The organism is Allobosea sp. RCC_152_1 (assembly GCF_041360765.1).
Taxonomy (GTDB): domain Bacteria; phylum Pseudomonadota; class Alphaproteobacteria; order Rhizobiales; family Beijerinckiaceae; genus Allobosea; species Allobosea spartocytisi.
In genome coordinates this window covers 97630-110412 of sequence record NZ_JBFUPU010000009.1, presented here as the reverse complement: position 1 = coordinate 110412, position 12783 = coordinate 97630, and the positions used below count along the sequence as shown (strand labels likewise).

The following is a 12783-nucleotide window of genomic DNA, read 5'->3' as shown; positions in this document are numbered from 1 at the left end:
CCCGGCCCGCCCTCTGCGGACGATCCATTACGGTCGACCTGCTGCCACCACCCGGATGGGCGGAGGCCCAACCTGCTCCGGACGCCGACGGATGGTTCGATCCGGATGTGTCCTATGGGCAGGTTGGCGGGCAACCATGTTCCATTACAGATAGGTCACAGTGATTTGCAAGTCACATCGCAACCGGATCGCGCGGAACGCATGGCGGCGCGGTTCATCGCGCGATGATGTCGTGGTAACGGCCTGTTAGGAATTCGGGTCGCTATGGTTAAGTCTTGGTGACGACAAGCGGGATTTTTGAGCTGTTTTCACGCATCCGCCAGGTCGAATCGGGCTTTTTCCGGGCTGTGGGGCGCTGGAGAGCGGTTTCGCGCGCGTGGTCCCGTGTCTGGCCGATGGTGGGGCTTTGCATCCTTCTTGGCGCCGTTCCGGCGTTCGGCGAGCCAGGCAGGTCGCAGAGCGAATTTCCCGTCGCGACTGATGCGCGGCTCGAGCAGCAAGGCGACATCGTCAAGCTGACCATGGCGCTTTCGACCGTCATCGACGTCGAGGCCTGGGTGCAGGCAGCGCCCGACCGCGTCATTGTCGAGATGCCATCGACGAATTTCCAGATTCAGCCCGGCGCCCGCAAGACCGCCGGCTTCATCGGCGCCTATCGCTACGGGCTGTTCACGGCCGACAAGGCCCGAATCATCATCGACCTTTCGCAGCCGGCGGCGATCGCGAAGGCCGAGGTTCGTGCCCTTCGGGGCGGGCTCGGCGAACTGGTGATCGAGCTCCGGAAGACTGGTCGCACCGAATTCCTGGCCGAGGCCGCCAAGGCGAGGAAGCCGAACGTCACGGCCGCGCTGCCGACGCCGGCGAAGCCCACGGGAGAGGCGCGCCGCACGATCGTCATCGATCCCGGTCATGGCGGCATCGACCCCGGTACGCTCGTCGCCTCGATTGCCGAGAAATCGGTGGTGCTGAATTTCGGCCTTGCGCTGAAGCAGCAGCTCGAAGCCTCCGGCCGCTATCGCGTGGTGATGACCCGTGACGACGACCGCTTCGTGTCGCTCGGCGACCGGGTGAAGATCGGGCAGGACGAAAAGGCGGACCTGTTCATCTCGATCCATGCCGATTCGCTGACGCAGGCCCAGGATGTCCGGGGTGCCACCGTCTATACGCGCTCCGAACGGGCGACCGACGCCGAGGCTGCCAGGCTCGCCGCCAAAGAGAACCAGGCCGATGCCGTGGCGGGGCTGGAAACCAGCGAGGAGGTGCAGGACGTCGCCGGCATCCTGATCGATCTGGCACGGCGCGAGACCCGCACCTTCTCGGGTGTCTTCGCCCGCAATCTGGTCGAAAAGATGGGGGCCTCGGTCCGGATGCACAAGATCCCGCTGCGCTCCGCGCGGTTCTGGGTGCTGAGCGCGCCGGACGTGCCTTCGGTGCTGATCGAGCTCGGCTACATGTCGAGCCCGAAGGATGCCGAGCTGTTGACTTCCGCCGAATGGCGCGGAAAAGCGGTTGGTGCCGTCGGTGCGGCGGTGGACGAGTACTTTGCCCGGGAGCGTGCCTCTGTCGGGCAGGCAGCCGAGAACCGGCACGCGCCTTAAGTTCGCGAGATGGTGTCAAGTTGACACGAATTGTGGTCGCGAAGCCACGGTTCCGCCATCACGGTCATGTTATAGCTTGCCGTTGCAAAGCGCCCCGTTTCGGCGCGTGCCGGGTGGCAGAGATGGGGTCCGGGACCTGAGATGCGGTTTATCCTGCGAATCTTCGGATGGTTGTTCGCTGCCGGCACGATCGCTTTCGTGATCGGCGCGGCCGTGCTCGGCGGCCTGATCTGGCATTATTCCAGGGATCTGCCGGATTACGCCCAGCTTCGGAACTACGAGCCGCCGGTGATGACCCGCGTCCATGCGGGCGACGGCAGCCTGATCGCCGAATATGCCCGCGAGCGCCGGCTCTACATCCCGATCCAGGCGGTGCCGAAGCTCGTCGTCGATGCCTATATCTCGGCCGAGGACAAGAATTTCTACAAGCATATGGGCGTCGATCCCGAGGGCCTCGCCCGCGCCGCGATCTATAACTTCCGCAACCGCGGCGCCAATCGCAGGCCGCAGGGCGCCTCGACCATCACCCAGCAGGTGGCGAAGAACTTCCTCGTCGGCTCGGAGCAGTCGCTCGAGCGCAAGATCCGCGAGGCGCTCGTCGCGCTGAAGCTCGAATCGACCTACTCGAAGGACAAGATCCTCGAGCTCTATCTCAACGAGATCTATCTCGGCGCGCCGGCGCCGGGGCTCGGCAGCTACGGCATCGCCGCGGCGGCGCTGAACTATTTCGGCAAGTCGGTGCATGAGCTGAACCTGCAGGAGGCCGCCTATCTCGCGGCGCTGCCGAAGGCGCCGAGCGATCTGCAGCCCTTCCGCAATACCGATCGGGCGATCGAACGCCGCAACTACGTGATCGACCGCATGGTCGAGAACGGTTACGTCAAGCGCGACGTCGCCGAAGCCGCCAAGAAGCAGCCGCTCGGCGTCAATCCGCGCCAGGTCTCGCCGAACAACATCGCCGCCGGCTATTTCGCCGAGGAAATCCGCCGCGAATTGCAGGATCGCTATGGCGAGAAGAAGCTGCTCGAAGGCGGCCTGTCGGTCCGTGCCACGGTCGATCCCAAGATCCAGCTGACGGCGCGCAAGGCGCTGGTCGACGGTCTCGTGCGGTTCGACGAGGCGCGCGGCTGGCGTGGCGCCATCCAGAAGCTCGATATCGCCGGGCAGGACTGGGGCAAGGCGCTCGGCGAATTGCCGGTGCTGGGCGATGTGGCGCCCTGGCGGCTCGCCGTGGTGCTCGACGCCAACGGCGACAGCGCCAGGCTCGGCCTGCATCCGTTGCGCGACAATGCCGGCAACCTCAACACCCGCCGCGAAACGGTCACGCTAGCTGCGGACGGGATCAAATGGACCCGCCGTGGCCGTGTCTCGCAGGTGGTTTCGGCCGGCGATGTCGTCTATGTCGAACCGATCGAGAACCGGCCGGGCTATGCCCGCCTGCGTCAGCTGCCGGAGGTCAATGGCGCCATTGTCGTGATGGACCCGTTCTCCGGCCGCGTGCTCGGCATGGTCGGCGGCTTCTCGCACGACCAGTCGGAGTTCAACCGCGCCACCCAGGCGATGCGCCAGCCGGGCTCGTCCTTCAAGCCCTTCGTCTATTCGACGGCGCTGGACAATGGCTACACCCCGTCCAGCATCATCCTCGACGCGCCGATCGAGATCGACCAGGGGCCGGGGTTGGGCATGTGGCGGCCCGAGAACTTCGACGGCAAGTCGGTGGGGCCGCGCACGCTGCGCTACGGCATCCAGTTCTCGAAGAACCTGATGACGGTGCGCCTGGCCAAGGATGTCGGCATGCCGCTGATCGCGGAATATGCCCGCCGCTTCGGCATCTATGACGATCTCCAGCCCGTGCTCTCGATGGCGCTCGGCGCCGGCGAGACGACGGTGATGCGGATGACGGCGGCCTATTCGATGCTGGTCAATGGCGGCAAGCGCATCCGGCCGACGCTGATCGACCGCATCCAGGACCGCACCGGCTCCACCATCTTCCGGCACGACCAGCGCGTCTGCGAGGGCTGCAATGCCGATAAATGGGCGAACCAGACCGAGCCGCGCCTCATCGACAACCGCGAGCAGGTCATCGACCCGCTGACGGCCTACCAGATGGTCTCGATCCTGGAAGGCGTGGTCAATGCCGGTACGGCGACCGTGGTGAAGTCCGTCGGCAAGCCGCTCGCCGGCAAGACGGGCACGACCAACGATGCCAAGGACGTCTGGTTCGTCGGCTTCTCGCCGGACCTCGCCGTCGGCGTCTATATGGGCTTCGACAAGCCGAAGTCGCTCGGCACCTCCGCGACGGCGGGCCAGTATGCCGCGCCGATCTTCCGCGATTTCATGACGGTGGCGCTCAAGGACAAGCCCGCGACGCCGTTCCGCGTGCCGGCCGGCATCAAGCTGATCCGCGTCGATCCACGCACCGGCATGCGTGCCGGCGGCGAGGGCGGCATCCTCGAGGCCTTCAAGCCCGGCACTGCGCCGCCCGACAGCTATTCCGTCGTCGGCTCGGGCGACGGCAGCGCCCCGTTCGCCGCGCCGGCGGGTGGCGGGCGCGCGGTCGGCTCGGGCACCGGCGGCCTCTACTGACCAGCGCTTTTCACGATGCAGCAAGGCCCGGATACGCATCCGGGCCTTGTCTTTGCCGGTGAGGGTGAACGCCCCCCGGGACCCGCAAGATGAGGCGGGCGTTTACAGCGCGGTCTTTCGCCCCTATCTCAGCGCTACGAATCCAAGACTGACAACGGAAGATCTGACGACGATCATGCGCCCCGAAATCCAGACGCAACTCGATAACGCCAAGCAGTCGATCGGACTGCTGAGGAGGCATCTTTGACTGGGATGAAGCCCAGCGCCGCCTAGCGGAACTCAACGCCCTCTCGGAGGGGCCCGATTTCTGGAACGATGCCGAAGCCGCGCAGAAGCTGATGCGCGAGCGCACCGGGCTCGAGACCCAGATCGAGGGCATCGGGAAGCTCGAGCGCGAGCTCGACGACGCTCTGACGCTGATCGAACTCGGCGAGATGGAGGGCGACGACGCCACCGTCACCGAGGGCGAGCAGGCGATCAAGGCCGTTCAGGACGAAGCGGCGCGGCTGCAGGTCGAGACCTTGCTCTCGGGCGAAGCCGACATGCTCGATACCTATGTCGAAATCCATCCCGGCGCGGGCGGCACCGAAAGCCAGGACTGGGCCGAGATGCTGTTGCGCATGTATCGGCGCTGGGGCGAGCGGCGAAAGTTCAAGGTCGAGACGCTCGAATACCAGGACGGCGACACGGCCGGCATCAAATCGGCGACGCTGCAGTTCAAGGGCCACAACGCCTATGGCTGGCTGAAGACCGAATCGGGTGTGCACCGCCTCGTGCGCATCTCGCCCTTCGATTCGAATGCCCGGCGGCAGACCTCGTTCGCGTCGATCTGGGTTTATCCCGTCGTCGACGACCGCATCGTCATCGACATCAACGAATCGGACTGCCGCATCGACACCTATCGTGCCCAGGGCGCCGGCGGCCAGCACATCAACACCACGGATTCGGCGGTGCGCATCACGCATATCCCGACCGGCATCGCGGTGTCCTGCCAGCAGGAGCGCTCGCAGCACAAGAACCGGGCCAAGGCCTGGGACATGCTGCGCGCGCGCCTCTACGAGGTCGAGCTTAAGAAGCGCGAGGAAAAGGCCAATGCCGAGCAGGCCTCCAAGACCGATATCGGCTGGGGCCACCAGATCCGCTCTTATGTGCTGCAGCCCTATCAGCTCGTGAAGGATCTGCGCACTGGCGTGAGCTCGACAGCGCCTGCCGACGTGCTCGACGGCGATCTGGACGCGTTCATGGAGGCGTCGCTGGCCCAGCGCGTTTACGGCACCCAGGTCGAGGTCGAGGATATCGACTAGGCCCGACATCGCCATTCCGGCGCGCAACGGCACGGTTCGGAGCCCATGAGCGCGGAAACTGAAAAAGGGCGGCAATCATGCCGCCTTTTTGCTGCGCCGTGTTCATGGGCTCCGGACTCATTGCTGCGCAATGCCCGGGAATGACAAAGGGGCTCTGCGCATCAGAGAATGTTCGCCAGCTTGCTGCCGGCATTGAGGAAGCGGGTCGGATCGACCGGCTCCTCGTTGATCCGGGTTTCGTAATGCAGATGCGGGCCGGTCGAGCGGCCGGTCGTGCCGACCTTGCCGACCACCGTGCCGGCCTTCACCATCTGGCCGACCGAGACGGAGATCGCCGACATATGAGCATAGCGCGTGCTCAGCCCGTTGGCGTGCTCGACCTCGACCATGTTGCCGTAGCCGCCGTTATATTCGGCCGCCACGACTTTTCCGGGCGCGGTGGCGAGGATCGGGGAGCCCGGCGCGGCGCGGAAATCGACGCCGGTATGCATTGCCAGCCCCCGCGTGAAGGGATCGGTGCGGTAGCCGAAATTCGAGGTGAAGTCGTGATCGCCTGTCATCGGCCGGCCGAGCGGCATCTGCTCGGCGAGGCCGCGCAGGCGAATGAGAGAGGTCAGACGCGGCTGCAGCGCGGTCAGGGTCGCCTCGAAGGGGCCGGCCGAGGGATCGAGCTTCACCGGTACCAGCGGGCCGCCGACGCCGCCATCGACGATGGCCGGGGCAGCCATGCGGTCGGTGTCGAGCCCGGTTTCCGCGAGCGCGCTGCGCAGCTTCTTCTGCGCCTCCGCGACCTTCTGGTCCATCTCCTTGAGGGCGTCGAGCTGCGCGTCGGAGGTTCGGGCCATGGCCTTGTCGAGCTTCTCCAGGCTCGCCTCGACCCGCTTGGCGGGGGGCTCGGGCGGGGCGACCTCGCCCGACTGCCAGCCATTCTGGGCGTTGGCCTCGGCGCCGCGCAGCGCTGGCGTCTCGGGGGCAGGGGTCGGCTTGCTCGGCATGATCGGCGCGAAGCTCGTCACGCCCGAGGCCCGAATCGCTTCCTCGGGCTTGGCCACGCGTGGGCGCAGGGGAAGCCTGTTGGCCGGCAGGACGCCGTTGGATTGCAATGCATCGGTCATCGCCGTCACGAGCGACTGTCGCGATTCGAGCTCGGCCTGGCGGGTTGCCAGCTCGTCGACGCGTGACTCGACACCGTCCTGGTCGAGCAAGGCGCGGCTGGCATAACGGTCGACATCCGCACGCAGGGCGGCGATGCGGTCCTCATAGGCGTATTGCCGCGTCGTCTCGCGGGCGATCATGCGGGCGGCGAGGTCGTCCTTGCTGAGGATGTACCAGCCGGCGGTGCCGCTGCACGCCGTCATCAGCGCGAGCCAGCCCAAACCCATGAGCATCGTCGAACGGCGGATGGTGTAGGTCTTGTGGACGACGAGCCCGCTGACCGGGAGGGACGGGGCTGTGTGAGGCTGTGCATGCATACGCGGTACCGGGGGAAACGCTGCCGATACCGTCATTAGGGATTGTTAGGGTTAATCTTTCGCAAAGACCGCGCCGATGTCGAGGCTCTACAAGGCTCGCGCCGCGGCCAGAACCGCCTCGGCATGGCCGGCGACCTTCACTTTGCGCCAGATCCGCGCGATCCGTCCGTCGGCGTCGATCAGGAACGTGGCCCGCTCGATGCCCATGAACTTTCGGCCATACATGCTCTTCTCGACCCAGATGCCATAGGCGTTGGCGAGAGCCTGGCCCTCATCGGCCAGGAGCGTCAGGTCGAGCTCGTATTTCTGCTTGAAGCGATCGTGCCGCGTAGCCGGGTCAGGTGAGACGCCGACGATCTCGGTGCCGCAGGCGGCGAAATCAGGACGGAGCCGGTTGAAGTCGATCGCCTCTCGCGTGCAGCCGGTCGTGTCGTCCTTGGGGTAGGCGTAGAGCACCAGTTTGCGCCCCCGAAAGCCGGCCAGCGTGACCTCGCCACCGCCATCGCGCGGCAGACGGAAATCCGGGGCCGCATCACCTTCCTGCAAAACCATCGTTTCCGCCTTCCTTTTGTCGCCTTCGGGGGGCATGGACCGCCGCAGCCGCTAGATTTGAGTAGGATCGGTTCTCCGATCGGGTTCGTGTGCCCGACGAAACCCGTCCCTCACTGGCCGGGGAGCGGCGCGATCTGGCGAAAGACGAGGCAGCCGCCGGTTACGGGTTGCCGAATCGCATCGTCAGGTCACATCGACATCCATGCCGTCTCCCGAGATTGCGGCAAGGGGCGCTTTTGCTGCACCTTGTCGGAAGCGGCACCGACGCCCGAGAGGACCACGCGCATTTTGGCGGAGCAGAAAGCAAAGGTTGCGCTTGCCGGGCAGGGCGAGCCGGCGCCGCAGGGCGCGGCCTGCGATGCGGAGGTCGTGAAGAAGCGCGCCAGGGCCGGCTTGATCACAATCTGTGTCGCGATCGTGGTCGCTGCCGTGGTGCTGGCCGGCGCGGCCGTGACGCTGCTCGTCACCGGGATCATTCCGCTCTCCGGTCTCGAAGGGCGAATCTCGTCCGCGATCGAGGAGCGGCTGGGGCCCGACTGGAAGGTGGAGGCCGCCTCGGCCGAGCTCGGCCGCATCGACGGGCATTCTCAGCTCAGGGTCAGGCAAGTCTCGTTCCGTCACTCGAGCGGCGCCGTCATCCGGGCGCCGGAGGCGATCCTCGGCTATGAGCCGATGGCGCTGCTCAAGGGCGATATCCGCCTGGTCTCGATCGACCTGCGCGGCGTCAACGTCCGGCTCGGCGTCGACAAAAACGGCGCGCTCGTCGTGAACGCCGATTCGGCTCCCGCAGAGACACCGCCACCCGCGACGGTTCCCGATGCCGCGCAGTGGAATGCCTTCACCGGCATCATGAGCGCGATCTCGACGCTGGCGCGCGGCGACGGGCTGCTCGGCGCACTGGAGAACGCCGGCATCAACGGCGCCCGCCTTTCGCTGGTCGATCCCGAGGGGCGCCAGAAGGCCGGCTTCGAGGATGTCGAGATCCGGCTGTCGCGGATCGGCGAGCGCGGCACGCGCCTGACGATGAAGGGCCGCACGGGGCAACGCTGGAAGGAGATGGCGGTCGATCTCACCACCGAAGCCGACGGAACCCAGCGCGCCGATATCGATATCCAGCGCTTCGAGCCGGCCGAGGCCGTCGCGCTGGCCTTCGGGACGGGCGGGATGGAGCTGGAGGGCCTCCCCCTTCAGGGCAAGGCGACGCTGCGGCAGACGCCCGACGGCAAGCAGTCGATCACGGCCAAGATCGACGTCCAATCCGGTTCGATCCGCTTCCCGGAGAGCCCGATGCCGACCGTCAAGCTCGCTTCGGCCCATTTGGAGGTGGCCAGCGGCCCCGATCTGACCCAGCTCAACATCGTGCGGGCCGAGATCGATGCCGGCGCGACGCATTTCGTCTCCTCCGGTTCGCTGCGCGAGGATAGTGGCGGCTGGCGTCTCGAACTCGACGCCAAGGGACAGCTCGCCGGGCTCGATGGCGACCCGGCGGTGCAGATGGACGGCCTGAAGGCCAATCTCAAAATCGATCCCGCCAATGGCGCGGTCGGAGTGGATGAGCTCAGCATCCGCGGTCCCAAGGCCAAGGTCGACATGACCGCCTTCGTCCAGCGCGTCGGCAGTTCCCCGCTGCAGCGCTTCCATGTCAAGGCGATTGATTCCGATCCGAGGGCACTTCTGGCGATCTGGCCGAAGTTCACCTCCCCGGACGTGCACAACACGCTGGAGCGGCAACTCGCCGCCGGGCACATGAAGTCGTTGACCGTCGATCTCGACCTGCCGGCGGAGGATCACGCCAAGCTCATCCATGGCGGCGGCATGCCCGACGGCGCCTTGCTCGTCGTCATCGACGCTGATCAGGTGCGATATCTGCCCGACCCCGGCCTGCCGCCCCTTACGGATGCGGTGGTTGCGGGCAAGGTCACGGGGCGCGCGGTGCAACTTGCGATCGGCCAGGCGATGGCCGATCTCGGCAATGGCCGCGGCATGCGGCTGAGCGAAGCCAGCTTCGCGATGCCGGACTACTGGATACATCGCGCCCCGGCGAATATCGCGTTTCGGATCGCCGGCTCGATGGATTCGCTGACCGCTCTGCTGGGCTTTCCGGCGCTGAAGGACTTCACCCCGGGCCAGATCGACCCCGCTGCGATCAAGGGCGCGAGCGACCTCAAGGTCGCGCTCACCCTGCCGCTGGCGAACGACCTGAAGACGGAGGAGGTGTCGATCAGCGGCAACGGCATCCTGTCCAATGTCGCATCCGACACGATGCTGGGAACCGAGAAGCTCGACGCCGGCTCCTTCACGATGAATTTCGATCGCAACGGCCTGGCGCTGCGTGGCGACGCGAAGGTCGGCGGCGACAAGACGCAAATCGAGATCAAGCAGAATGCGAAGGGGCAGGGCGATGCGACACTGCTGCTCTCCCTCGATGCGGCGGCACGGCAAAGACGAGGCATCGGACCGGATTCCGGTATTTCCGGCGCGCTGCCGGTCAAGGTGGTGAAAAGCTTCAGCAAGGGCCAACTGAACACGCCACCGCGGGTCGAGATCGACCTGACCAAGGTCGGGCTCGACGGAACGATACCGGGCCTGAGCAAGCCGGCCGGACGGCCGGGCAAGGTCAGCTTCAACTACATCCTCGATACCGACGGGCCCGATCTCGACGATTTCTCGTTCGATGCAGGCAGTGCGCAGATCAGGGGGCGCGTCGAGCTCAACAAGCAGAACGGGCTGGAGAGTGCGAGCCTGACGCAGTTCCGTCTCTCGCCGGGTGACAACCTCAAGCTCGACATCAAGCGGGACGGCGGCGTCACCAAAGTCATTGTCCGCGGCGCGGTGGCCGATCTGCGGCCCTTCATCAAGGACGTTCAGAGCCCGGCCCAGGCGCCGCGTGGCGATCGCTCGGCGCAGCAGAAGGGCGGCGACTATGACGTCGATCTCGACGTGCCGATCCTGACCGGCTTCAACAACGAGGCGATCACCAACGGCACGCTGAAATTCTCCAAACGCGGCGGCGATCTGCGCATGGTCAATTTCCAGGGGCGCATCGGCAAGGCCGACGTGACTGTCAGGCAGCGCCAGAGCGAGGGCGGCAAGCTCGTCGTGCAGACGGAGAATGGCGGCTCGCTGCTGCGCTTCCTCGATCTCTACAACAAGGCCTATGGCGGCGACCTCATCCTGACCATGGGGACAGGCGAGAACCAGAGCGGCGACCTGCTGTTCCGCAACTTCCTCGTGCGCAACGAGCCGGCGCTGCGACGCGTCGTCGGCACCTCGTCGAGCAGCGCCTTCACGGGCGAGCGTACCGGAGGCGACCCACCGGACGTCCGCATCGACGTCAGCGAAGTCGCCTTCACCAAGCTGCGCGCCGAGTTCACCCGCTCCGCCAGCCGGCTCGACGTCTCGGACATGGTGATCTGGGGCCAGCAGGTCGGCTTCACCCTTCAGGGCCATGTCGATTATGGCCGCGACCGCGTCGACATCGGCGGCACCTTCGTGCCCGGCTATGCCTTCAACAACGCCTTCGCGCAGGTGCCGGTGGTGGGGGCGCTGCTCGGCGGCGGCAGCCAGTATGGCGGGCTCTTCGCGGTGAATTTCCGCATTTCCGGCCCGGCCAGCGCGCCGAACATGACGATCAACCCGCTCTCCGCGCTTGCGCCGGGCATCCTGCGCCGCTTCGTCGATCCGCTCGGCGGGGCGCCCGAGCAGCGGCCGGTCCAGCCGGGGCAGGCGCCGCCACGGCCCTGAGCGATACTGGCGAGGCGAGATTTGCCGTCACGCTTGGGCCTGCCCCGAGCGTCTCGTGGAGGAACGGCGCTTCTCACGGCGAGACATTCCCGGACTGCGCCTCACTTAGCCCGGGAATGACGGCGCGACCGATGAGGTTGCTGTTCTTGCCGAAGCTGTTTTTGCCGGATCGGGCCTGTGCCTATTCCGGCCGCAGCAGGACGTGCTTCTTCTTGCCGAAGGAGAGCTTGACCGCCCCATCCGAGGTCAGATCGGCGAGGCCGAGCGTGGCGCGCTCGTCCGTGACGACGACATCGTTGACGCGCAAGCCTCCGGCCTTGACCTGCCGACGCGCCTCACCGGTCGAGGGCACGAGCCCCGCTTTGACGAAGGCGCTGAGCACGCCAAGGCCCGGCTCGATCTCGCCGCGGGGGATCGTGACGCTCGGCAGGTCGGTCGCGAGGGCGCCTTCCTCGAAGGTCTTGCGCGCCGTCTCGGCAGCGGCTTCGGCGGCCTCGCGGCCGTGGACGATCGCCGTGATCTCGGTCGCGAGGATCTTTTTCGCCTCGTTGACCTCGGCACCGCCGAGCGCAGCGAGCCGGGCGATCTCGTCCATCGGCAGGCGCGTGAATACCTTGAGGAAGCGGCCGACATCGGCATCCTCGGTGTTGCGGAAATACTGCCAGAAATCATAGGGGCTGAAGACGTCGGCATTGAGCCAGACCGCGCCATTGGCGGTCTTGCCCATCTTGGCGCCGGACGAGGTCGTCAGCAGCGGCGTCGTCACGCAGTAGAGCTGCGGGCCGCCCATCCGGTGCGAAAGATCGACGCCGTTGATGATGTTGCCCCACTGATCGGACCCGCCCATCTGCAGCCGGCAGCCATAGCGGCGGTTGAGCTCGACGAAGTCGTAGCCCTGCATGATCATGTAGTTGAATTCGAGGAAGGATAGCGACTGCTCGCGGTCCAGCCTAAGCTTCACCGAATCGAAGGACAGCATGCGGTTGACCGAGAAATGCCGGCCGACATCGCGCAGGAACTCGACATAGTTCAGCTTCAGCAGCCAGTCGGCATTGTTGGCCATCATCGCGTCGGTCGGGCCGTCGCCATAGCGTAGGATGCGGCCGAAGACGCGCTTGATGCTCTCGATATTGGTGGCGATCTCCTCGACGGTCAGCAGCTTGCGCTGGTCGTCGCGGAAGGAGGGGTCGCCCACCATGGAGGTGCCGCCGCCCATCAGCGTGATCGGGCGATGGCCGGTCTCCTGGAACCAGTAGAGCATCGTCAGCGAGATCAGGTTGCCGATATGGATCGAGGTCGCGGTCGCGTCATAGCCGACATAGGCCGTCTGGGTTCCCTGCCGGCACAGAGCATCGAGGCCGGCCGGGTCGGAGACCTGGTGGATGAGGCCGCGCTCGTCGAGTACGCGCAGGAAATCGGATTTGTAGGTGGTCATGGCGGCTTGCGATCTGGCGTTTGTGGGTCCGCCGTCGTCTAGAGCATGTTCCGCCAAAGTGGAAACCGCTTTTGCGGCGAAGGCGCCGGCGG

General features: G+C 66.1%; 7 protein-coding genes. 4 read left to right on the top strand and 3 right to left on the bottom strand.

Going from position 1 to position 12783, the window contains the following annotated elements:
- Positions 1–521 precede the first annotated feature (521 nt).
- From AB6806_RS24035 to prfB, 3 genes are all read left to right on the top strand, one after another.
- The gene (locus tag AB6806_RS24035; protein WP_185747845.1) at positions 522–1598 is read left to right on the top strand and encodes an N-acetylmuramoyl-L-alanine amidase; all 1077 of its coding nucleotides are present in this window, start codon (positions 522–524) and stop codon (positions 1596–1598) included.
- 141 nt (positions 1599–1739) lie between these two features.
- On the top strand, positions 1740–4184 hold the full coding sequence (locus AB6806_RS24030) for a penicillin-binding protein 1A (RefSeq protein WP_038365742.1): 2445 nt from the start codon (positions 1740–1742) through the stop codon (positions 4182–4184).
- A gap of 175 nt (positions 4185–4359) precedes the next feature.
- Positions 4360–5488, top strand: a protein-coding gene (gene prfB, locus AB6806_RS24025; protein ID WP_112762279.1) for a peptide chain release factor 2 whose coding sequence is annotated in 2 segments (ribosomal slippage) — positions 4360–4428 and positions 4430–5488 — 1128 coding nt in all. Because the reading frame shifts where the segments join, the coding sequence is not laid out codon by codon here.
- Between the two features lie 161 nt (positions 5489–5649).
- Here prfB and AB6806_RS24020 read toward each other — a convergent pair.
- Both AB6806_RS24020 and AB6806_RS24015 read right to left on the bottom strand, forming a co-directional pair.
- Positions 5650–6960: a M23 family metallopeptidase gene (locus tag AB6806_RS24020; RefSeq protein ID WP_142021002.1), complete on the bottom strand. Its 1311-nt coding sequence runs from the start codon at positions 6958–6960 to the stop codon at positions 5650–5652.
- Positions 6961–7047: 87 nt separating this feature from the next.
- Entirely contained in the window at positions 7048–7512 is a 465-nt protein-coding gene (locus AB6806_RS24015) for a peroxiredoxin (protein WP_038365745.1), read from the bottom strand.
- A 288-nt stretch (positions 7513–7800) separates the two neighbouring features.
- Between AB6806_RS24015 and AB6806_RS24010 the strand changes: the two genes are divergently transcribed.
- Positions 7801–11256 (top strand): YhdP family protein, encoded by a 3456-nt coding sequence (locus AB6806_RS24010; protein ID WP_370955717.1) that lies wholly within the window; start codon positions 7801–7803, stop codon positions 11254–11256.
- Positions 11257–11437: 181 nt separating this feature from the next.
- On the opposite strand, the gene tyrS is transcribed toward AB6806_RS24010, so the two are convergent.
- The gene (gene tyrS / locus AB6806_RS24005; RefSeq protein ID WP_142021000.1) at positions 11438–12691 is read right to left on the bottom strand and encodes a tyrosine--tRNA ligase; all 1254 of its coding nucleotides are present in this window, start codon (positions 12689–12691) and stop codon (positions 11438–11440) included.
- Positions 12692–12783: the final 92 nt, after the last annotated feature.